The sequence below is a fragment of the Sphingomonas colocasiae genome (genome assembly GCF_019880585.1).
GTDB lineage: Bacteria > Pseudomonadota > Alphaproteobacteria > Sphingomonadales > Sphingomonadaceae > Sphingobium_A > Sphingobium_A colocasiae.
In genome coordinates this window covers 1-20,410 of record NZ_JAINVV010000015.1, presented here as the reverse complement: position 1 = coordinate 20,410, position 20,410 = coordinate 1, and the positions used below count along the sequence as shown (strand labels likewise).

Annotated in this window: 22 protein-coding genes; 8 read left to right on the top strand and 14 right to left on the bottom strand. The window is 66.5% G+C overall.

The annotated features are described in order from the left end of the window. The first annotated feature begins 7 nt into the window (after nt 1-7). The gene (locus K7G82_RS27980; RefSeq protein ID WP_222993583.1) at nt 8-967 is read left to right on the top strand and encodes an SDR family NAD(P)-dependent oxidoreductase; all 960 of its coding nucleotides are present in this window, start codon (nt 8-10) and stop codon (nt 965-967) included. Nucleotides 968-991: 24 nt separating this feature from the next. Here the strand turns inward: K7G82_RS27980 and K7G82_RS27975 are convergent, their stop codons facing one another. Further along, nucleotides 992-1,897 carry an NAD(P)/FAD-dependent oxidoreductase gene (locus K7G82_RS27975; protein ID WP_222993834.1) on the bottom strand — a complete coding sequence of 302 codons (906 nt, stop codon included), beginning with the start codon at nt 1,895-1,897 and terminating at the stop codon, nt 992-994. Between the two features lie 139 nt (nt 1,898-2,036). Between K7G82_RS27975 and K7G82_RS27970 the strand changes: the two genes are divergently transcribed. After that, nucleotides 2,037-2,486 carry an Rrf2 family transcriptional regulator gene (locus tag K7G82_RS27970; RefSeq protein WP_222993581.1) on the top strand — a complete coding sequence of 150 codons (450 nt, stop codon included), beginning with the start codon at nt 2,037-2,039 and terminating at the stop codon, nt 2,484-2,486. On the opposite strand, the gene K7G82_RS27965 is transcribed toward K7G82_RS27970, so the two are convergent. Together K7G82_RS27965 and K7G82_RS27960 are read right to left on the bottom strand one after the other, a co-directional pair. Next, complete coding sequence (locus K7G82_RS27965; RefSeq protein ID WP_222993579.1) at nt 2,465-3,499, bottom strand: AI-2E family transporter; 1,035 nt, start codon at nt 3,497-3,499, stop codon at nt 2,465-2,467. The two genes, K7G82_RS27970 and K7G82_RS27965, sit on opposite strands and share 22 nt — an antisense overlap. A 122-nt stretch (nt 3,500-3,621) precedes the next feature. After that, nucleotides 3,622-4,905: an MFS transporter gene (locus tag K7G82_RS27960; RefSeq protein WP_222993577.1), complete on the bottom strand. Its 1,284-nt coding sequence runs from the start codon at nt 4,903-4,905 to the stop codon at nt 3,622-3,624. Between the two features lie 176 nt (nt 4,906-5,081). Between K7G82_RS27960 and K7G82_RS27955 the strand changes: the two genes are divergently transcribed. Beyond that, a complete protein-coding gene (locus K7G82_RS27955) occupies nt 5,082-5,615 on the top strand; it encodes a DUF4269 domain-containing protein (RefSeq protein WP_222993575.1) in 534 nt (177 codons plus the stop codon). Nucleotides 5,616-5,726: 111 nt separating this feature from the next. Here the strand turns inward: K7G82_RS27955 and K7G82_RS27950 are convergent, their stop codons facing one another. The 6 genes from K7G82_RS27950 to K7G82_RS27925 form a co-directional block, all read right to left on the bottom strand. After that, complete coding sequence (locus tag K7G82_RS27950; protein WP_222993573.1) at nt 5,727-6,095, bottom strand: hypothetical protein; 369 nt, start codon at nt 6,093-6,095, stop codon at nt 5,727-5,729. Between the two features lie 158 nt (nt 6,096-6,253). Continuing rightward, entirely contained in the window at nt 6,254-6,913 is a 660-nt protein-coding gene (locus K7G82_RS27945) for a PAS domain-containing protein (protein WP_222993571.1), read from the bottom strand. Nucleotides 6,914-7,002: 89 nt separating this feature from the next. Next, nucleotides 7,003-7,266, bottom strand: coding sequence for a hypothetical protein (locus K7G82_RS27940; RefSeq protein ID WP_222993568.1), 264 nt, complete (start codon nt 7,264-7,266; stop codon nt 7,003-7,005). Between the two features lie 97 nt (nt 7,267-7,363). Next, nucleotides 7,364-8,629: a dicarboxylate/amino acid:cation symporter gene (locus K7G82_RS27935; protein WP_222993566.1), complete on the bottom strand. Its 1,266-nt coding sequence runs from the start codon at nt 8,627-8,629 to the stop codon at nt 7,364-7,366. Next, on the bottom strand, nt 8,626-9,270 hold the full coding sequence (locus tag K7G82_RS27930; protein WP_343228670.1) for an O-methyltransferase: 645 nt from the start codon (nt 9,268-9,270) through the stop codon (nt 8,626-8,628). The genes K7G82_RS27935 and K7G82_RS27930 overlap by 4 nt, the downstream gene beginning before the upstream one ends. A gap of 77 nt (nt 9,271-9,347) precedes the next feature. Then, entirely contained in the window at nt 9,348-9,833 is a 486-nt protein-coding gene (locus K7G82_RS27925) for a GNAT family N-acetyltransferase (RefSeq protein WP_222993564.1), read from the bottom strand. Nucleotides 9,834-9,980: 147 nt separating this feature from the next. Here K7G82_RS27925 and K7G82_RS27920 point away from each other — a divergent pair, with 147 nt between their 5' ends. Further along, nucleotides 9,981-11,105 carry a zinc-binding dehydrogenase gene (locus K7G82_RS27920; RefSeq protein WP_222993562.1) on the top strand — a complete coding sequence of 375 codons (1,125 nt, stop codon included), beginning with the start codon at nt 9,981-9,983 and terminating at the stop codon, nt 11,103-11,105. Between the two features lie 21 nt (nt 11,106-11,126). Here K7G82_RS27920 and K7G82_RS27915 read toward each other — a convergent pair whose 3' ends face one another. From K7G82_RS27915 to K7G82_RS27900, 4 genes are read right to left on the bottom strand one after another with little or no spacing between them, the layout of a single operon-like run. Beyond that, complete coding sequence (locus K7G82_RS27915) at nt 11,127-13,097, bottom strand: glycoside hydrolase family 5 protein (RefSeq protein ID WP_222993560.1); 1,971 nt, start codon at nt 13,095-13,097, stop codon at nt 11,127-11,129. After that, nucleotides 13,094-13,963 carry a phytanoyl-CoA dioxygenase family protein gene (locus K7G82_RS27910; protein WP_222993558.1) on the bottom strand — a complete coding sequence of 290 codons (870 nt, stop codon included), beginning with the start codon at nt 13,961-13,963 and terminating at the stop codon, nt 13,094-13,096. Before K7G82_RS27910 ends, K7G82_RS27915 begins: the two co-directional genes overlap by 4 nt. Next, nucleotides 13,960-14,778: a phytanoyl-CoA dioxygenase family protein gene (locus tag K7G82_RS27905; RefSeq protein WP_222993556.1), complete on the bottom strand. Its 819-nt coding sequence runs from the start codon at nt 14,776-14,778 to the stop codon at nt 13,960-13,962. Before K7G82_RS27905 ends, K7G82_RS27910 begins: the two co-directional genes overlap by 4 nt. Beyond that, complete coding sequence (locus K7G82_RS27900; protein WP_222993554.1) at nt 14,775-15,578, bottom strand: phytanoyl-CoA dioxygenase family protein; 804 nt, start codon at nt 15,576-15,578, stop codon at nt 14,775-14,777. Before K7G82_RS27900 ends, K7G82_RS27905 begins: the two co-directional genes overlap by 4 nt. 169 nt (nt 15,579-15,747) lie before the next feature. Here K7G82_RS27900 and K7G82_RS27895 point away from each other — a divergent pair, with 169 nt between their 5' ends. Both K7G82_RS27895 and K7G82_RS27890 read left to right on the top strand, forming a co-directional pair. Continuing rightward, the gene (locus K7G82_RS27895; protein WP_343228669.1) at nt 15,748-16,500 is read left to right on the top strand and encodes a Crp/Fnr family transcriptional regulator; all 753 of its coding nucleotides are present in this window, start codon (nt 15,748-15,750) and stop codon (nt 16,498-16,500) included. 60 nt (nt 16,501-16,560) lie between these two features. After that, a complete protein-coding gene (locus tag K7G82_RS27890) occupies nt 16,561-16,761 on the top strand; it encodes a hypothetical protein (RefSeq protein WP_222993552.1) in 201 nt (66 codons plus the stop codon). On the opposite strand, the gene K7G82_RS27885 is transcribed toward K7G82_RS27890, so the two are convergent. After that, a complete protein-coding gene (locus K7G82_RS27885) occupies nt 16,758-17,327 on the bottom strand; it encodes a TetR/AcrR family transcriptional regulator (RefSeq protein ID WP_343228668.1) in 570 nt (189 codons plus the stop codon). The genes K7G82_RS27890 and K7G82_RS27885 overlap by 4 nt on opposite strands. Before the next feature lie 164 nt (nt 17,328-17,491). Here K7G82_RS27885 and K7G82_RS27880 point away from each other — a divergent pair, with 164 nt between their 5' ends. Next, complete coding sequence (locus tag K7G82_RS27880) at nt 17,492-18,178, top strand: O-methyltransferase (RefSeq protein WP_222993548.1); 687 nt, start codon at nt 17,492-17,494, stop codon at nt 18,176-18,178. A 184-nt stretch (nt 18,179-18,362) separates the two neighbouring features. Next, nucleotides 18,363-20,410, top strand: a 2,048-nt coding sequence (locus K7G82_RS27875; RefSeq protein ID WP_222993546.1) for a hypothetical protein, incomplete at its 3' end; no start/stop codon positions are given.

The window sequence follows — 20,410 nt, the reverse complement described above, 5'->3', positions numbered from 1 at the left end:
GCGTGCGATGCATCGATTGAAACTTCTTCTGGCGGCTTTCGCCATGCTGGCCGTCTCGCAGGCGGCGCTGGCGCAGGACGCCGCCAAGCGCCGGTCGGTGCTGGTGACGGGCGCGAATTCCGGCATCGGCCTCGCCATCACCCAATATCTGACCGCGCGGGGCTTCCACGTCTATGGCGGCGCGCGCAAGGACGAGGATCTGAAGACGCTGAACGCGATGCCGAACGTCACTGCCGTCCGGCTCGACGTGACGAAGCAGGCGGATATCGATGCCGCCGCCAAGTTCGTCGAGGCGCAGGGGCGCGGTCTTTACGGCGTGATCAACAATGCCGGCGTCGCCGTGATGGGCGAACTCGCCACGGTTTCCGACCAGGACGTGCAATGGCAATATGATATCAACGTGATGGGCCCGGTCCGGCTCAACCGGGCCTTCATTCCGATGCTCAAGCAGAGCAAGGGGCGCACCGCGATCATCGGCTCGCTTTCCGGCTTCGCAGTCGGCCATTCGGGCGGCGCCTACAGCATGACCAAGTTCGCGGTGGAGGCCTATGCGGAAACGCTGGCGCTCGAACTGAAGGATACGGGTGTCCTGTCCGGCATCGTCGATCCGGGCTCGTTCAAGTCGCACGCGCGCGAAAAGGTGGTGATCCAGCAATTGACCGGCCATCACGACCTGAACCAGCCGCTCAACGACGAACAGAAGAAGGTCCTCGCGGGCGTGCGGGAGGCCGAGGCCAAGCGCAAGGATCCCACCGACGTCGCGGAACAGGTCTATCGTTTCCTGACGATGGACAAGCCCTATATCCACTACATGGCGGCGCCCGACCAGACCACGGTCGACCGGGTGATCCACGTGATGATGGAGCGGACGCTGGAGCTCAACACCAGCCAGCCCGCCTATTCGCTGAGCCGCGACAAGCTCGTCGCCATGGTCGACGAGATCCTGGCGGCACAGGCGAAGAAGTGATCGACGCCTGACGGCGCGGCCGGATCAGATCCGGCCCGCCGCCAGCACCAGCGACTGATGGGCGCCGACGCCCGCCATCACGCCCGATGCCGATGCCAGCGTGGCGTTGGACATCGGGCTGGCCGCATCGCCCGCGGCATGGATATGCGGAACCGAGGTCGCGCCCATCTGGTCGGTCCGGATATAGGGGCCCATCGGCCCATCCTCGAACGCGCAACCGAGCTGCCCGGCGATCGGGCTGGTCATGCGGACCGTCGGCGCGGTGAACACCGCATCGACCGGAACGATACGGTCGTCGGCCAGGCGCACGGCCGAGAGCGCAGGTGCGTCGCCGAGCAGTTCCACGACGGGCGTGCGCTCGATCGTCACGCCGCGCGCGGCGAGCAGCGCGAGATGGTCTTCGTCGGGCTCGAACGCGCCCTGGGCGAAATAGGTCGCCGGCCCCCAATCGGGAATCAGCGCCGCCTGATGCGCGGATTTGGGATGATTGGCGATGATCCCCAGCCGGCGGTCTCGCACCTCATAGCCGTGGCAATAGGGGCAGTGGAGCACGGTCGCGCCCCAGCGTTCGCGCATGCCCGGGATCGGCGGCAGTTCGTCGGTCAGCCCGGTGGCGAGGATCAGGCGGCGGGCCCGGTGGGTGTCTCCGTTCGCGAGCGCGACCTGGAAGCCATGGTCGTCCGCCTGGGCCGATAGCGCCTCGCCCTGGACGATGCGCGCGGTGGGATAGGCGAGCAACTGGCATGTCGCCTCGCGGACGATCGCGTGCGGCGCCTTGCCGTCCTGCCCCAAGAAACCGTGAGAGGCCTCCGCGAAGCGATTGCGCGGCAGCCCCGCATCGATCAGCAGCACGTCGCGGCGTGCGCGTGCGAGCTGCATCGCGGCGGACTGCCCGGCGAAGCTGCCGCCGATGACGATGACGTCGTGGATCATTTAAACCTCCATTTCCAGTCGGCGCCATCAGGCGCGACTCATGACACTTATGAAGTTGCGTATTGCATCGCATTTGCGGTTTCGCAACATCGAAAGTTGCGTGTATAGATGGTCAATCGGATGGAGGTCGAAACCAATGCAGCGGGATGGACGATTGTCGCGGATGCTCCACGTCCTGATCCATATGGATCGGATGGAGGGGCCGGTGACCTCCGAAGCGGTGGCGAAGATGCTGAATACCAATCCCGTCGTGGTCCGGCGGACGATGGCCGGCCTGCGCGACGCGGGCTATGTCCGCTCCGAAAAGGGCCATGGCGGCGGCTGGACGCTCGAACGTCCGCTTGCCGCCATCACCATGCTCGATATCCATCGCGCGGTGGGCGAACCGAGCGTCTTCGCGATCGGCCCGGCGACCGACGCGCCCGAATGCCTGGTCGAACAGGCGGTCAACGCATCGATGGCCGATGCCTTTCGCGCGGCGGAGATGCTGCTGATGGAGACCTTGGGCCGGGTGACGCTCGCCGATATCGCGGCGGATTTCGATACGCGTTTCCGCGCGCTGGATCAGGGGGCCTGCGCCGCCTGATCCTCATGCCCGTCCATCGCCTCGTGCCAGACGAGCAGCAGGATCGCCATGATGACAGGCCCCAGGAACAGGCCGACCAGGCCGAAGCTCTCGATCCCGCCGAAGGTGCCGAGCAGCGCCAGCAGGAAGGGCAGGCGGATCGCGTTGCCGATCACCGCCGGCTGGACGAGATTGTCGCCGATCAGCATCACCGCGACCGAGAAGCCGAACAGCAGCACCGCCGGCAGGATAGCGCCCTGGATCAGCAATATCGCGGTGGCGATGCTGAAGACCAGCCACGCGCCGAACGGCAGCATGGCGAAGGCGATGGTGAGGATGGCGAACAGGAAGGGGCGCGGCACCCCGGCGGCGGCGTAACCGATGCCGATCAGCGTGCCCTCGCCCAGCGCGATCAGTACGGTTCCCGCGACGGTTCCGCGGATCGCGGACACCAGCCTGTCGGTGAACCGCGCGCCGAACTCGCCCAGCGCCGTCGCGGCGATCCTCTCGAACTGGCCGGCCAGTTTCTCGCCATGGCGCAGCATCGCGAACAGGGCGATCAGCGTTACGAAGAACAGCAGCGCGCCATGTGCGATCTCCGCGCCGATCGTGCCCGTCACGCTGAACACCGATCCGGTGTTCAGCCGCCCGAGCAGGGCCGCTGCGGCCTGGGGAGTGCCGGCATAATGCTGCCACCAGGCGGCGAGATGGTCGCCGAACGGCAAGCGGGAGAGCCAGTCGGGCTGGGCGATGCCATGCTGCTGCGCGTCGCCGATCCAGCCGATCGCGACCTGGCTGTCGCGCGCCGCCTCCACCGCGACCACCGAGAGCGGCAGCATCAGGATCAGGCCCACGCCCAGCGTGAAGCCGAGCGGGGCAAGCCAGGCCGCGCTCGGCGCATGCGCCGACAGTCGGGTCAGGAGCGGCCATGCCGTCACCGCGAGCACGGCCGCCCAGGCGAGCGGGACCAGGAAGCTGCGCATCACCCACAGCGCGAGCAGGATGACGAGGATGCTGAACCAGCGTCGCGTCATCCGTCGGATCGCGGCGCTGCCGCGCGGCGGGGGAGGCGGGGCGGTTTTCCTGCTTGTGGGCCGCACATCGGTCTCCATGACGCTGCTTGTCCGCCCAACGCTCTATCGCGGGTGCGGTTGCGTTACGAGCCCCGTGCTCCGGCGCGGCGCCCGGTCAGCGCCAGCAGGCCGGCGGCGGCCATTCCCGCGCCGAGCGCGAGCATGCCGCCCGAATAGCTGCCGGTCTGATCGCGCAGCCAGCCGACCGCGACCGGGCCGACATAGCCGCCGAGATTGCCGATCGAATTGATCAGCGCGATCCCGCCGGCCGCTGCGGTGCCCGTCAGAATCGCGGTGGGCAGCGTCCAGAAGACGGGAAGCGACGCATAGATGCCGATCGCCGCCACGGTGAAGGCGGCCATGGTGAGTACCGGATCGGTGGAGGCCGCGCTGGCCGCGAAACCGGCGGCGCCGAGAAAGGCGGGCAGGGCGAGCGCGAGGTTGCGATCGCCCGACCGGTCCGATCGCCGGCCCCAGATGTGCATGGCGACCGCCCCCAGCGCGAACGGCCCCATCGTGACCAGCCCGACCTGCAGGGTGGAAAGCGTGCCCAGCGACTTGACCATTTGCGGCGCCCAGAAGCCGAAGCCGTACAGCCCGATGACGAGGCCGAGATAGATCAGCGCGAAACGCCAGACCGCGCCGCTCATCAGCCCGTCGCGCAGCGAGGCGTGCGTGGCCTGCGTGCCTTCGCGTTCGAGCACGGCGGCCAGTCGCTCCCGCTCGTCGGGCGTCAGGAATTTGGCGTCGCGTGGCCCATCGGGCATCAGGCACAGCACGGCGATGCCGAGCAGCACCGCCGGCAGCCCTTCGACGATGAACATGGTCTGCCAGCCCTTCAGCCCGAACAGGCTGGTTTCGAGCAACATCGTCGACAGCGGCGCGCCGAGCGCGCTGGAGAGCGGGATGGCGATCAGGAAGCCGCCCATCACCCGTCCGCGCGTCTCCTTGGGAAACCAATAGGTGAGGTAGAGGATCATGCCCGGAAAGAAGCCGGCTTCGGCCAGCCCCAGCAGGAAGCGCAGGCACCAGAAGCTCACCGGGCCGCTGACGAATGCCATCGCGGCGGAGACGAGCCCCCAGCTGATCATGATGCGCGCGATCCAGCGCCGCGCGCCGACCTTCTTCATGATCAGGTTCGACGGCACTTCGAAGATGAAATAGCCCAGGAAGAAGATGCCCGCGCCGAAACCATATGCGCTCGCCGACAGGCCGACATCCTGGTTCATGGTGAGCGCCGCGAAGCCGACATTCACGCGATCCAGGAACGATACGAAATACAGTACCGCAAGGCAGGGGATCAGCCGCCGCGCGACTTTCGCCACGATCGCCCGCTCGGTTTCGTCCAGCGCCGTCTCGGTCATCATCCCCCCTCATCCTTCCGCCGCAGCGTCGCCGCCATCGGTCGCCATGGTGATAGGGGGCTTCGACGCCGGCGGACAAGGGCCGGTTTTGCCGAACGGCACAAAGCGTTGACCCTCAGGATGACGCGCGCCGGAACCGGCGCTTTTCGGGTCGTGCCTTGCTCGGCTAGAGCGGAACCATGATGAGGCCGGATTATCGGGAGGCGATCGCGCGATCGGGCGTGCTGGAGCGGCTGTCGGCTTTCGATCCGCACGTCGCCGGCACGCCGCCGCTGGGGCTCGATCTGGCGACGAGCGACATCGACATCCTTTGCCACTGCCCCGTGCCTGACGTTTTCGCCGCCGCTTTATGGCAGGCATTCGGCGATGCCGAAGGCTTCGCGATCCGACAATGGGCAAGCGGCGCACGCGCGATCATCGCCGATTTCGTGTCGCATGGCTGGTCGTTCGAGATTTTCGGGCAGGCCGTTCCGGTCAGGGATCAGCAGGGCTGGCGGCATTTCCGCGTCGAGCAGCGGCTGCTCGCGCTGGGCGGCGAAGGGCTGCGGCGCGCGGTGCTGGAGAAGCGGCGCGCGGGCATGAAGACGGAGCCTGCCTTTGCGGCGGTGCTCGGCCTGCCGGGCGATCCCTATCGCGCGATGCTCGATCTGGAGATGCTGCCCGACGCGGCCCTTGTCCGTCATCTGCAAGAGGCGGGACCAGAAGCGGGGTGACCGCCCGTGGCTGCTGGCGAACCCGGTCCGCCGGCGTGATCGGCTGGCCAGCCCGCGCGATAAGGGATGATCGCGATCGTCGCGGACGCGGACGGGCAGTGGCGGCTCAGGTCAGGCCGGCGGCCAGCCTTCGGGCGAGATGCCCCTGCCGGTGACGCTGATCAGCGCGTCGTTGAGGATCAGCGCGGTGTCGTCGCGGCCGAGTGCTTCGGCCGAGGCCAGCGCCGCCAGGATCATCTCGGCAAGATCGCCGATCGAAGGCGCGCCGTCCGCCCGCCCGCCGGCCGGGGCCGGGCCTTCGGCATCGGTCAAGGGTTCGGCATGTACGGCGATCCGGCCGATCTCGGCACGGACGCTGCCCAGGGTCGTGGCGACCCGGTTCCAGATCGACGCGTCGCCATAGCGCGCCGCCCATTCCAGTGCATCGCGAAGCGCGGTCTGGATCGACTTCAGAACAGTGATCGAACGCTCGTCTGTCACGCTACTTACTCGTTAACCATGCAGCCACCTGCATAGATGGTGGATCAGGCCGAAACTCGCATTTTTACGGGGCTCCAGCGATGAATCCGGGCTGTTATTGACAATGCGATCGCCCGGCGTTTTTGGGTGACGGCGCCTCCGACGGGCGACAGCGGCGTTCAGAGCAGCCCCAAGCGAATCGCGGTGGTCGTTGCATGAACTTTGTTGGAGGCGCCGAGTTTCCGCACCGCGTTGTTCAGATGAAATTCGATGGTGCGCCGGCTGAGGCCCAGGATCACGGCGGTTTCCCACGCTGTCTTGCCCACGCTGACCCAGCGCAGGCATTCGCGTTCGCGGTCGCTGATTGCCGGTGCTTCCGGCGCAGACGCAGCCCTGATCGGCTGTTCCGCCGGCAGCTCGTTGTTCGCCTTGCCGGTCTGGAACTCGGTAATGTCGGTGATGCAGCCCACCGCGCGCGGCTGCTGCGTGGCGCCGTCCAGGATGACGCAGGCGACCGAACGCACCCAACGGATCTCGCCGTCTGGCCGGACGATCCTGAATTCGTGATGATAGCGCCCGTCGCTCGCGATCAATTGCGACACTTTGTCGTAATCGACGGCGGTCGCGGAATCGACGTCTTCGGGATGGATATGGCGTCGGAATTCGACGATCGAGGTGATCGGGCTGGCCATCGGATCGAGCCCCAATATCTCGTACCAGCGCGTATTGCAGAACAGCCGGTCGTTCGCGATGTCATAGTCCCACAGGCCGCTGCCCATGGCCTGGAAGGTAAGCCGCAGCCGCTCGTAATCGGCCCGGAGAAAGGCGTCGTCAGCCATTGTCGTGCACGTCCGGCGCCAGACTGCTGAATTTCGCCGGACTGTGCAACATATGTCAGATAAGTACCTCTACTCCGGGCGGATTCCGGTCAGCGCGGCCGGACGTCGGGCGTGCTGCGCTCGCGGATGTTCTCCACGCGATCGGGATTGAGCGCCACGAACTTGTCGGTGCAGGTGCATTTATAGCCGGTCTGGCCGGCGCTGTTGGTGAAGCTGCTGGTTTCGCATTTGGTGAGCTTGTTCGCCATCTGCGTCTGCGTGCAGCGTCCGCCGGTCACCACCGTGCCGGCATAGGCGGTGGCGGAAATGCCGATCGCGAAAACGGCCGCGGACCGGAAGATAAGCCTGTTCATCATGACCTCCTCTACCTGCCCGGCAGGTTACGCGCCGGGCAGGACGGGATTTGGCAGGTTCCTTGCGGCCGGTTTGTGACCGGGCGCACAGGAAGGATCAGGATTCCGGCGCGGTCGCTTCGCCGGGCGGTGCGACGATGGCGGTGACGGCGACGTCGGCGGTCACATTGGCGGTGGTGCGGAACATGTCCGGAATGGTGTCCACCGCCAGCAGGATCGGCAGCAATTCGATCGGCGCGCCCAGCGCCATCGCGGTGGGCGTCGCGGCGGCGAAGAAACTGACCACGCCGGGCATGCCCAGGATCGTCAGCGTCGAAAGCACGGCGATCGGGATGGCGACCGCAAGCTGGAGCGGCGACACTTCCACCCCCGTCATCCAGGCGAGCGCCAGGCCGAACAGCAGGGATCCCGACGGGGCCGTCACCTTGAACACCGCGACCGTCAGCGGCAGGATCACCGCCGCGTCGCGTTCGGCGACGCCGATACGCGCGGCGCTGGCGAGCATCGCAGGCAATGTGGCGATCGAGGACTGGGTGCCGGCGGCGACCGCCTGCGCCGGCGCGATGGCGCGGGCGAAGCGCCAGATCGGCACGCCGCCGAAACCGCGCACCAGCAGATAGCTGATCGCCGTCAGCACCAGCGCGACCGCGACCTGGATCATGATATAATGGCCCAGCGCCAGCGCGGCGCCAGCCCCGGCGGTGGCGCCGATCGTCAATGCCAGCGCGAAGATGCCGATCGGCGCGGCGCGCAGCACCCAGGTGACGATCACGACCATCGCATCGGCAAGGCCGCGAAACGGCGCCAGCGTCGCCGCGGCGCGCGGCCGGTCGATGCGGCCGAGCGCGAGGCCCAGGATCAGCGCGAAGACGACGATGGGCACGATCGCGCCCGCCGCTGCGGACGCGACGACATTGATCGGCATCAGCGCGGCGATCGCTTCGGCGGCGGTGGGGGCAGGCGGCGGGGCGGCGGTGGGGATGTTCGCGCGCAGCCCTGCAACCACGTCCGGTGAAAGCGGGAACAGCGCCAGCAGCGGCGGCACGATCAGCGCCGCGACGATCCCCGCCATGAACAGCATGGCGACCAGCACCAGCGGCAGGCGTCGTCCGATCCGGCGATCGGCATGATCCTCGCTCGTCGCAAGGTCCGCGACGCCGGTCACCACCAGGGCGAAGACCAGCGGCACGATCGTCATGCGCAGCGCATCGAGCCAGACGCCGCCCACCAGCCGCGCAGCGGCGATCGCCTCGGTACGGCCCGCGCCGATCGCGGTGCCGGCCATGAAACCCAGCACCAGCGCGATCATCATCCAGCCGGGGCCGGGGATCCGGCGCGACAGTCGCTGAAGCCGCGCGATCACAGCTTGGCGTTGCCGGCCGCCCAGCGGACCGAAAGCTCGATACCGCTGCCGATCGGCAGCAGCGCCGATTGCAGTTCGGGAATGGCGCGGACAGCCTCTCGATATCTGCGGACCTGCGGGCGCGCGGTGACGGGCTCGACCATATTGTCGGCCACCACGATCGCCTCGTCCGAAAGCTTGGGAAGAAAGGCGTCCAGGCAGGGGACGTAAAGATCCTTCCAGATATCGAGCAGCACCAGATCGAACGGTCCGGGATCCTCGGCGATCATCGCCACCGCGTCGCCCAGCCGGAACTCGACGACGTCGGACAGGCCGGCGCGGCCGATCATCGCGCGGGCATGCGCCTGTTTGTAATCGGCCAGATCCATGGTGATCAGCCGTCCACCTACCTCGCGAGCGGCATCGGCCAGGATCAGCGTCGAATAGCCATAGCTGGTGCCCAGCTCCAGGATGCGCGCCGGGCGCTTCGCCAGGATCAGGCTGTGGATGAAACGGCCGGTATCGGGGCCGATCGGCAGCAGGAATTCGTCGATATGCGCGCCGACGGCGTCACCCAATGCGGCCATGCGCGCGGCATCCTCCGCCGCGCGCCGTTCATAGTCGGCGAACACCGCCGCAACCGCCGGATCCGAAAACCGCACCGCTTTGTCCTCCCGCAATCAGGACGCGGAGACTGCAATAATCGATGGCGAAAGCAAGCGTTGTTCGGGCGCCGCCATCAATCCGCCAGCATGCGCCGCATGAACAGCGTGCCGGCGACGGGAGACGCATAATAGGGATCGACGACCACGAAGCCCATCGTGCGGTAAAGGCTCTGCGCCGCGGCCATGCTCGGCAGCGTGTCCAGCCACATTTCGCGATAGCCCAGCTCCTTTGCCACGGCGATCAACGCATCGGCCAGCCGTCGCCCCAGGCCCAGGCCGCGTCCGGCGGGGGCGACGAACAGGCGTTTCATCTCGCAGCACGCCGGGTTCTTCATCGGCCGCAGGGCGATGCAGCCCAGCGGCGCGCCTTCGCCGTTCCGCGCGATCAGCAACGCGCCCATTGGCGGGGCATATCGGCCGGGCAGCCCGGCAAGCTCGTCGGCGAAATCCTGATAGGCAAGATCGACGTCCAGCGAGGCCGCATAGGCGCGGAACAGCGCCGCGACATCGGCCAGATCGTCGGGCGTGCGGACGGGATTGATGCTGATCTGCGCTGGCATGGTCCGATCATGCCGAGCGGCCATATGTCCGCCAATATCCGCTCCGCTTCCAATGGCTACACGATCGGCCCGGCGCGCGACGCTTGCGCTCGCCCGTCAGTGACGTATGAGGAAAGTAGCAATTCGAGACTGATCATGGAGACGGATATGACGGACGCATTCGAGGGCCTGGAAATCCGGTCGCTGGTGACCGAGGAGGGTGATCTGCGCCTGAGCCTGGAAAGCGTGACGCTTTCCGAACCCCAGGCCGACGAAGTGATCGTCCAGGTGCAGGCGGCGCCGATCAACCCGTCCGACCTCGGCCTGCTGCTTGGCCCCGCCGACATGGCGACGATGCGCGCGGGCGGCACCGCCGAACGGCCGGTGCTGACCTTGACGATTCCGGAGCGCCGGCTGGGCGCGGTGCGCACGCGCATGGGCGAATCGATGCCCGTCGGCAATGAAGGCGCGGGCGTCGTCGTGCGCGCCGGCGCGAATGTTGCTGACATGCTGGGCAAGACCGTCGGCATGCTCGGCGGTGCCATGTATACCCAGTATCGCAAGCTGCGCGGGCGCGATTGCGTGGTGCTTCCCGAAGGCGCGAGCGCGGCGGACGGCGCTTCGCTGTTCGTCAATCCGCTGACGGCGCTGGGCTTTACCGAGACGATGAAGGCGGAAGGGCACACGGCGCTCGTCCATACCGCCGCCGCCTCCAATCTCGGCCAGATGCTCAACCGCATCTGCCTGGCCGACGGCATTCCGCTGGTGAACATCGTGCGGCGCGAGGAACAGGCCGCGATCCTGCGCGATATCGGCGCCGAATGGATCGTCGACAGCAGTGCCCCCGATTTCGAGGCGAAGCTGGTCGAGGCGATCGCGGCGACCGGCGCGACGCTGGGCTTCGACGCGATCGGCGGCGGCAAGCTCGCGGGCCAGATCCTGCATGCGATGGAAGTGGTGGCAAGCCGGGGCGCGGCGTTCAGCCGCTACGGATCGAACAGCCTGAAACAGGTCTATATCTACGGCATGCTCGATACCGGCCCGACGATCATCGACCGGACCTTCGGCCTGTCCTGGGGCGTGGGCGGCTGGCTGCTGACGCCGTTCATGGCGAAGGCCGGGCCCGAAGTGGTCGGGCGGATGCGCCAGCGCGTGCTCGACGAGCTCAAGACCACCTTCGCCAGCCATTATACGCGCACCATCGGTCTGGCCGAAGCATTGCAGCCCGATGTCGTCCAAGCCTATCAGAACAAGGCGACGGGCGAGAAATATCTGATCGATCCCAGCCTGTAGGCGGAGTGCGGCGCAAGCGTTTCAGGCCGGCTCGATCGCCAGCCAGGCCGGGCCCGACGCCAGCGCGCGGATGGCGACGCGCTGCCGTTCCGGAGACATGTGCAGATCGCCCGGCACGCCTTCGAAGCGGACGGTGAAGCCCGCCGGGTAATGGACACGCGGCACATGGATCTCGGTCGCGCCGCCGATCGCGGCGTCGGCGGTGAATTCGAGGCGGAACGACCGGCATGTCCGGTCGAAGCGCATCCCGCGCAGCCGTCCCTGGATCCGCTGCGCATAGGGGCGGCTGAAACCCGCGACCGCGCGGCCGCCTGAAGAAGGATCGGCCGGGTCGTCCTGCTGGTCGCGCGAGAAGATCGACAGATCCTCCTGGTTCCAGCCGTCGCCGATCGCCAGGTCGTTGCGGTTCGATGCGGTATAGTTCCACTGGGTCGAGTGCAGGCCCAGCGCGTCCATCGCGTCGTACATCAGCGACAGTGCGGCTTCATGCTGGCCCCACAGCCCGTCGCGTTCGCCCTGCGCCCAGCGATCATAGGCCTCGCCCTCCGACAGGTCGTAGGGAATGCCGAATTCGCCGATCAGCGTCGGCGCGCCGCCGGGGAAATGAGCGGATTCGCCCGCCAGGGCGGAGAGCTGGTCGCGATAGCGCGCGCCGATGGCCTCGAGCCCGCGCTCGGCGGTGCCGGTCATCACGTCGTGATGATCGTCCGGATCGAAGCGCTTCAGATACAGCGTGCCGACATCGTACCAATGGCTGGCATTGACCGTCCGTTCGGGCAGGTCGGCGGGAAAATTGCGGCCCGAGACATGGGCGAAGGGATCCATCTCCGCGAAGATCGACCAGTCGGCCCGGTGGCGGCGGATCGTGGCCGCGACCTTGTGGAAGAAGGGCGCGAAGCCATGCTCCGGCATCGACAGCCGCTGCCCGCCTTGCGTGCGGAAATGATCCTCGTCGATCGGCACCGCGACATCGCCATCGATGCGATAGGCGCCCGCGCGCTCGAAGGGGCAGGGGGCATCGTCGCGCCAGATGCGGACGTGCTTCCCGTTGAAGCTGCGCGTGCCCGTCGGCACCGCACGGCCGCCGGCATCGCGCGTCAGCACCGGCACTGTCACCGGCAGGCCCTGCGCCATCGCCAGCGCGTCGAGCGGTGCGAGCGCCGGGCCGATGCGCGGACGATCGGGGCGGGCTTCGCTCGCCGCCAGATGGCGATAGCTCAGCGCCTCGCCCATCCAGCCCAGGCCGGGTTCGTTGAGCGTGTCGAAGCCGATGACGTTGGGCAGGCCGGCCAGGCGGCGCGCGATCTGGTCCATCGCGCCGAGATAGCGGTTCTGCAGAAAGTCCTGGACAGTTTCGCCCTCAATCTCGAAGCCGGGCGCGAACAGCCGGCCGCCCCAGAAGAGCGACCACATGATGCCGTTGGCGGGCAGGCGGTAATTCGATCCCCAACTCATCTGGGGATAGGCGGCCTGCAATTTTTCGGCGCTGCCATAGTCGTAGCGCGCCTGCATCACATGCGCGGCCTCGGCCGCGTCGAAGCGCGTGAAATCCAGCCCCACCGCCTCGAAGGTCCAGCCCGGCGCACCGTCGCCGCCCGACATGCGGCTCCATACATCCTGGTGGAAGTCGACGAACAGGTGCAGCCCATGCGTACCCGCGATCCGCGCGACCTCCGCGAAATAGTCGAGATAGTCGCCGTCGTAGAGGCCGGGGCCGGCATGTTCCACCGCTTCCCAGGTGGTGAGCAGCCGCAGCGTGTTGAAGCCCCAGCCGGCGATGCGGCCGAGATGCTCGTCCGCCTCGTCGATCGGAAAGGGGCGGCCGACGAACGAGACCGACCGATGGTCCGAGAAATCGCTGGGGAACTGCGTGCCGCCATCGGGCCAGGGCACCTTGCAGTCGCCGCCCAGATTGACGCCGCGCAGCATCATCTGGCCACCGCTTGCGTCGAGGAACAGGCCGCCATGCTGGCGGACGCGCTGGATGCTCATGCGCGCTTCGGGATGATGCCCAGCCGCTCGGCGCGCTCGCGCCATTCGAGCCCCGCCTCCGGCCAGGGTTCGGGCTCGGGCAGCCTGCCGTCAGGCAATGGCCAGGTGATCGGGGTGGCGCCGCCGTCGATCGCCGCGCCCTTGGCGATGCCGTCGCGATCGACCGAGGGGTGTGCGCGTTGGCCGCCGCGATGCGATCCGTCGGCGAAATAGATGGCGGTATAGACGCGGCGGGTGCGGTCGGAGCGATTGGCCTTCGCCATGTGCACCGTATAGCCGTGATGGAAGATCACGTCGCCGGGCGCGCAGGGGATGAAGACGGGCGGTGTATCGGCGAACTTCGCCTCCAGCCTTTTGCCGTCGCCCGGCGTGCCGAAGATGTCGATGAACTCGGCCTCGCCGCGATGCGATCCGGGCACATAGCCCATGCAGCCGGTGCGATCGTCGGCGCCGTCGAACGGAATCCAGACGGTGGCGGTATCGGTCTCGGCGATCGGCCAATAGGGCTGGTCCTGATGCGCCTCGGTCTCGCGCCCGCCGGCTTCCTTGTAGAGCGCCTGATCGTGCCACAGCCGCACGCGCTTCGCGCCGAGCAAGGCGGCGGTCAGCGCGCCGATCGCCGGATGGAAGGTGAGCGGGCGGATATCGGGAAAATCCTCCCACACATATTGGCATTGCAGGAAGGATTGTTCGTAGGGGCTTTTCTCGTCGAGCGCGCGGGTGTCGCCCGCCTTGCGCGCGGCGACGGCGGCGTCGACCGCCGCGCCGTAGCGGGCAAGCTCGTCGGGTGTCAGCACGCCGGGCACATGCACGAAGCCGTCGCGCCGGAAGGTGGCGGCATGGCGTTCCAGCTCGGCCGCGTTCATATCCGCGTGCCCCCTTTCAGGATCGGGAATTGCCGGCTTGGCTCGGTCTGGGGCACGCGGCTGCCGTCGGGCATCACCGCTTCCGCGCCATCGGGCGCATATTGCAGGATATAGGCCTTGCGCACGGTGCCGGCGCGCAGGTTCGGGCCGGTGCGGTGCGGGGCGAGCGAGGAAAAGACGATCACGTCGCCGCGGTTCGCGGGGGCGGGCACCGCATCGGGCGCATCCTCCAGGCATTTCAGCCCGATCGGCGTCGCCCAATGTTCGAGCGTGCCGAGCCGGTGCATGCCCGGCGCGATCCAGGGGCAGCCATTCTCCACATCGACATCGACCAGCGGGATCCAGAAGGTCAGATATTGCTGGGGCTCGACGAAGGTATAGCCATTGTCCTGATGCCAGGGGAATTCCTGCGGCCGGCCCGATTTCTTGTAGACCGACTGGTCCCAATAGAGTCGGACATCGCCGCCGATCAGATCGTGGCAGACATCGGCGATCGCCGGATGCGCCGCGAAGTCGCGCAGCACGTCCGATCTCGCGACGATATGGCCGGTGAAGGTGATCGCATCCGCAGACGAGATGGCGGCGCGCCCTTCGTTGGCGCGCAATTCGGCCTCATGCGCCTGTTCCAGCGGATCGATCGCGGCTTCCACCGCGTCGAGCTCGGCGGGGGTGAAGACGTTTCGCAGCACGAAGAAGCCCTGCGCGTCGAACTGGTCCTTCTCGGCCGGGCTCAGGCGGCGCAACCCGGCGGCGGACGCCTCCTCCCAATGGAAATCGCGGTTGCGGGGGTGGATGCGGTGGGCGGGGAAAGTCATGCGGCCTCGACGGATTGGCGGCGGACGGGGATCCAGCGATTGACGGGAGCGAGGCTGGCGGCAGCCTCGGCGTTCACGGGGCGGGTGCCGGCGCGGCCATAATGATAGACCATGGCGGCACGGCGCTCGTCGGCGACATTGTCGGTCGACATGTGCATCAGATAGCTGTGGAAGAAGAGCACGTCGCCCGGCTCCATCAGCGCGGGCTGGCGCGTGCTGTCGTCCTGGTCGACGATCTCGGTATAGGCGCGGTTCGCGGCCGGGCGGCGATCGGGCACATGCGCATGGATCGGCCCGGTGTGCGATCCCGGCAGCACCCACAGGCAGCCATTGTCCAGCGTCGCGCGGCTCAGCGCCAGCCACACGCCCACCTGGGGCTGGCGATCGAAGCGGAAATAATAGCTGTCCTGGTGCCAGGGCTGGCCGATCACGCCGGGGTTCTTGAAGATGAACTGGCTCTGGAAACAATCGATATCCGGGCCGAGCAGCCCTTCGACCACATCGACGATCGCATCGCTTTCCGCGACCGCGCGCGACAGCCCTTCGGCATGGCAGTTGAACACCTTCGCGATCCGGTCCTCGGGATTGACCGCGCTCGGGCTCGGCGCCTTTTCCGGGAAGATCGCGTAATTGGGGCCGGCGGCATAGATCGTCTCGCCTGGATGATCCTCGGGCGGGTTGGCGCGGATCCGTGCGATCACCTCGTCCTCGACCGCTTTCACATCGGCCTGCGAAACCAGCCCGCGCAGCACGAAGAAGCCCTGGTCATTCCAAGCCGCAAGGCGCGTTTCGGCATCCATCGCCCTCTCCTTTTCCTTCCTTTAAAATATGGAATATGGTTTGAAAAGCCAATTTTCGATAAATTTTTGGATAAAAGGCAATCATAGACTGAATTGTTGGGGTTCGGCGATTGTGGGAGGGGCGACGATAGATGCTCGTATCGTCACGGGGAAATGCCTATGAAGCGGCGTGGCAAGCGAAACGAGCAAGGCGACCCGGGGCGAGCTTGCGGCGCAGTTCCTGAAACTGCGCTGCCGCGATACGGTATCCGACGAAGAAGAGCGCGCGCTGGAACATGCCTGTTCCGGCTTCCGTGAGGCGAAACCGAAAGAGGTGCTGGTGCATGAGCGCCGGCCGCAGACGCAGAGCCATTTGCTGCTCGAAGGCATCGTCGCGCGCCAGAGCACGCTTTCGGACGGGCGGCGGCAGATCGTGGCGCTGCACGTGCCCGGCGACTTCGTCGATCTTCACAGCTTCCTGGTCCAGAGTCTGGAGCATGACGTGGTGGCGCTCACCCCGGTGCGTATCGCGATCTTCCCGCATGCCGGGTTGCGCGCGATCACCGAAACGCACCCGCATCTTGCGCGCATGCTGTGGCTGAGCACCTTGCTCGACGCGGCCCTCCACCGCGAATGGGTGCTGACGGTGGGGCGTCGCACCGCCAAGGAACGCGTCGCGCATCTGCTGTGCGAACTCCATGCGCGGATGCGGGTGGTGGAGCGCACCACCGGCAACAGCTATCAACTGCCGCTCAGCCAGACCGATATCGCCGACGCCTGCGGCCTCACCAACGTGCATGTGAACCGCGTGCTGCGCCGGTTGCGCGAAGCGGGGCTGGCGCGGTTCAGGACGAAGATCGTCGAGATCCTCGATCCCGAAGGGCTGGCTGCCGCGGCCGAGTTCGATCCCTTCTATCTGCATCTCGGCGGTTTTCCTCGCTGACGGAACCCCTTGTTTCGCCGGATGTTTCTGTCTTGCCGGGGGCAGGTGGAGCTTAGTGCGATGCACAGCAACGCAGCATTCGACACGTCCGGCGCCGTCACCGTCGAGAGCGGTGAGGTGATGATCGACGGCCCCAACGGCATCGCCCTGTCGCTGACGCCGCGCGCGGCGCGCGAAATGGGCCGGCGCCTGATCGCGGCAGCCGATCGCGCGGCGGGGCAGGGGACGATGCCGGACGGCGCGCAAGAGGATTGCGGCTAAGGCGAAGCCCCTGAAAGCCCTGCGATATAGGCGGCGACCATGTCCGCCGATGCATCGGCATAGGCATCGATCGTCTCCACCGGCCATTGTCGTTCGGAAATCGTCTTGCCGATCGATCCCAGCGCGATGGCGGCGATGTCCGCGACGCGCCGTCGCTGTTCGCGCGTCGCATCCGGCAGCGCCTCGCGCCAGAAGGCGATCGCGGTGCGCAGCCCGGCGCGGCGATGCGCATGCGCTTCGGGCGCATGGCGATAGAGCGGCGCCGCATCGGCCAGCGCGATCCGCATCGCGGCCTCCTCGCATTCGGAACGGAAAAAGGCACGGATCGCGGCGCGCAGCCGCTCGATCGGCGGTTGGCCGGGTGCTTCCAGCAGGGTGCGGAGCATGACGCTGGTGTCGCGCCATTCGTCGGCCTGCAGTCGAAACAGGATCGCCGCCTTGTTGGGGAAATACTGGTAGATCGAACCGACGCTGACCCCCGCGCGTTCGGCGACGCGCGCGGTGGTGAAACGTGCTGCGCCCTCGGCCGCCAGAACCTGAACCGCCGCCTGCAATATGTCTGCCACCAACTGGGTCGAACGTGCCTGGCGCGGTTGTTTGCGTGAGGAAATCCGGGGTTTTCGTGGCGCGGTCATGGGAAATTCCGAAACGCGAATAGGAAATGCGACGAATTCGTCGCATATTCTGCCTGCCCGGCCGGCACGTCAATCCCGACCAAGGAAAATCCATGATGAACACGCTCACACAGGCGCCGCTCGCGGCGCTGCTTGATCGTCTGTTCGCCGATGCCGAAGCATCGACGACCAGGGTGCAAAGCCAGATCCAGTCCGTTCCCGAAGCCCAGCGCGCCGCGATGATGGCGGACAAGGAAGGCTATCTCGATCTCTACACCTGGATGAAGGACGCGCATCTCGCGGTCTCGCGCGAAACGGGGCGGCTGCTCTACATGCTCGCGCTGAGCAGCCGTGCGCGCAACATCGTCGAGTTCGGCACCTCGTTCGGGGTCTCGACGCTGCACCTTGCCGCGGCGCTCCGCGACAATTGGGGCGAAGGAGGTGGGGCGCGGCTGATCTCCAGCGAGTTCGAACCCGGCAAGGTCGCCGCCGCGCGCGCCACCATTGCGGAAGCGGGTTTCGCCGATCTGGTCGAGATCCGCGAAGGCGATGCGCTCGATACGCTGGCGTGCGACCTGCCCGAGCGGATCGATCTGCTGCTGCTCGATGGCGCCAAGGGGCTTTATCCCGCGATCCTCGATCTCGCCGAACCGTTCCTCGCGCCCGGCGCGCTGATCCTGGCCGATAATGCGGACTGGTCGCCCGACTATCTGGCGCGCGTGCGCGATCCCGCGCGCGGCTATCTGTCCGTGCCGTTCGCCGACGATGTCGAACTCTCGATGCGATTGGGCGGAGGCCGATAGAATGAATCGACGGCCGGGGCCGCCGGGGCGGCTTCGGCTCGATTTAGAATAAATATTATACCTATTTTCGATCGACCAAATCATTGATGTTGCATACGAACTCCGCCGTGAATCGGGAGGGGAGGCCTTCCGTTGTCAATCGCGCGCCGGATGGCGGCCATTGAGTTGCTTGCGGAGTTGTTGAATGACGATAGCGCCTACGGTTCAGATCGCGGCAGCCGGCACGATCTACGATCAGAGCAGCCTCTGGGTCGACAAGGCGCATAACATGTCGGTGGTGGTGGAAGCCGATGATTTCACGCTCACCGGACGGCGCACGCTGACGACGATCACCGCCGCTTTGAACGATACTGGCGGCCCGGATAATGGCCTGCTGGATGGCTTCAGCGGCACGATAGGCTGGGGCATCTATTCATCGGCGAACGGCGCGCCGGGAACTTTGCTGTTCAGCGGATCGGACAGCACACCCCTGTTCGAGGATACCGGCCTGAGTTTTTCCGGCAGCACCGACGACATCGTCAGAACGACGATCGATCTGGGCGTGACGCTCGATGCCGGCACCTATTACATCGCGTTGCGCGAGGGCGCCTGGGGATCCGCCGGCGACGGGGAAACGACCATATGGTGGATAGGAACAAGCAATGATCAGGGCACCAGCGGCGTTTATCAGGGCTCAGCCATCGCCAATCCGGTCAACTGGTCTGCCGTAGCCGCTGAACACGGATCCCTCGCCTTCTCGATCGATGGGGCGCCCGTCTATGCGGCGACCGAACAGGTGTCGCTCGATCTCAAGGGCAATGTCTCGATTGCCGACAGCGATGTCGGCGGCGGCACCATGACGGTGACGCTGAGCGTCGGTTACGGCATCCTGACGGCGAGCGCCGGCACGAGCGGCGCGAACGTCTCCGGCAGCGGTACGGGCACGGTTACGCTCACCGGCACGCTGGCGCAGATCAACGATCTGCTGGGCGCCAACGGCACCAGCAGCTTCAGCTTCACCGCCAACACCGATACGCCACCGGCCAGCACCGTGCTCACGGTAACCGCGCAGGAACCCGGCGATGCCGCCCCCTCCGCGCCGGCGACGCAGACGATCACCATCGCTGCCGTCAACGATGCGCCATCGGTCGTTTTCCTGGGATCGGCGACGGCTTTCGATCAGGGCGGTATTTCCACGTCGGGACACGGCATCGCGCAACGGGTGATCGCGGAAAGCTTCGTGCTGGCAGAGCGCTGGACATTGACCTCGCTCACCGCCGCCTTGACCGATGAAGGGCCGGATAATGGCATATTGGACAGTTTCAGCGGTACGCTCGGCTGGGGCATTTATTCGTCGGTGAACGGCGCCCCCGGAATGCTGCTGTTCAGCGGATCGGACAGCAGCCCCATATTTGCCGACACGGGCCTGACTTTCCCGAACACCGACGACGATATCATCCGGACGACCATCGACCTGGGCAATGTGACGCTCGATGCCGGCAGCTATTTCATCGCGCTACGCGAAGGGGCCTGGGGGACGGCCTATGACGGTTCCGACATATGGTGGATGAGCACCTCCAACGATCAGGGCAGCACAGGGTATTTCTGGAGCGGCAATCTTGCCGATCCGTCCGGCTGGAATGGAGGCGGCACGAGCTCCACGGCCTTTTCCCTGCAAGGTCTGAAATATACGGCGACCGAGCAGGTGGCGCTCGATCTGAAAGGAAGCATTTCGGTCGTCGATGATTCCGGCGATGGCGATATCACCGTCACGCTGGGCGTGGGCTACGGCATCTTGACGGTGACGGCGGGCACGAGCGGCGCGGACGTGTCGGGCAGCGGCACGGGCACGGTCACGCTCACCGGCACGCTCGCCGAGATCAACGATCTGCTGGGTGGCAACGCCACCAGCAGCGTCAGCTTCACCGCCAACACCGATACGCCGCCCGCCAGCACGACGCTCAGCGTCAACGTCGACGACAATGGCAATGGCGGCAGCGGCGGCGCGCTCACCGGATCGGCCAGCCAGACCATCGCCATCACCGCGGTGAACGACGCGCCGACGGTTTATATCGGTGCGCCCGGCGTGATCCTGGACCAGTCTGGTCTGAGCGGCATCTCGGTAATCAACCTGTCGGAATTCGCGCATGCGGAAAAATTCATCCTCAGCCAGCGTCAGACGTTAAGCACGATCACGACCGCGCTGGCCGATGCCCTGGCGACGCCCGACAACGGCATATTGGACGGTTTCAG

Excerpts from the sequence above, each read along its gene's own strand:
- K7G82_RS27915 (WP_222993560.1), bottom strand. The coding sequence starts at position 13,097 with ATGAGCATCCAGCGCGTCCGCCAGCATGGCGGCCTGTTCCTCGACGCA.
- K7G82_RS27960 (WP_222993577.1), bottom strand. The coding sequence starts at position 4,905 with ATGATGACCGAGACGGCGCTGGACGAAACCGAGCGGGCGATCGTGGCG.
- K7G82_RS27940 (WP_222993568.1), bottom strand. The coding sequence starts at position 7,266 with ATGAACAGGCTTATCTTCCGGTCCGCGGCCGTTTTCGCGATCGGCATT.
- K7G82_RS27955 (WP_222993575.1), top strand. The coding sequence starts at position 5,082 with ATGATGAGGCCGGATTATCGGGAGGCGATCGCGCGATCGGGCGTGCTG.
- K7G82_RS27905 (WP_222993556.1), bottom strand. The coding sequence starts at position 14,778 with ATGACTTTCCCCGCCCACCGCATCCACCCCCGCAACCGCGATTTCCAT.
- K7G82_RS27900 (WP_222993554.1), bottom strand. The coding sequence starts at position 15,578 with ATGGATGCCGAAACGCGCCTTGCGGCTTGGAATGACCAGGGCTTCTTC.
- K7G82_RS27965 (WP_222993579.1), bottom strand. The coding sequence starts at position 3,499 with ATGACGCGACGCTGGTTCAGCATCCTCGTCATCCTGCTCGCGCTGTGG.
- K7G82_RS27980 (WP_222993583.1), top strand. The coding sequence starts at position 8 with ATGCATCGATTGAAACTTCTTCTGGCGGCTTTCGCCATGCTGGCCGTC.
- K7G82_RS27945 (WP_222993571.1), bottom strand. The coding sequence starts at position 6,913 with ATGGCTGACGACGCCTTTCTCCGGGCCGATTACGAGCGGCTGCGGCTT.
- K7G82_RS27970 (WP_222993581.1), top strand. The coding sequence starts at position 2,037 with ATGCAGCGGGATGGACGATTGTCGCGGATGCTCCACGTCCTGATCCAT.
- K7G82_RS27890 (WP_222993552.1), top strand. The coding sequence starts at position 16,561 with ATGCACAGCAACGCAGCATTCGACACGTCCGGCGCCGTCACCGTCGAG.
- K7G82_RS27910 (WP_222993558.1), bottom strand. The coding sequence starts at position 13,963 with ATGAACGCGGCCGAGCTGGAACGCCATGCCGCCACCTTCCGGCGCGAC.
- K7G82_RS27880 (WP_222993548.1), top strand. The coding sequence starts at position 17,492 with ATGAACACGCTCACACAGGCGCCGCTCGCGGCGCTGCTTGATCGTCTG.
- K7G82_RS27920 (WP_222993562.1), top strand. The coding sequence starts at position 9,981 with ATGACGGACGCATTCGAGGGCCTGGAAATCCGGTCGCTGGTGACCGAG.
- K7G82_RS27925 (WP_222993564.1), bottom strand. The coding sequence starts at position 9,833 with ATGCCAGCGCAGATCAGCATCAATCCCGTCCGCACGCCCGACGATCTG.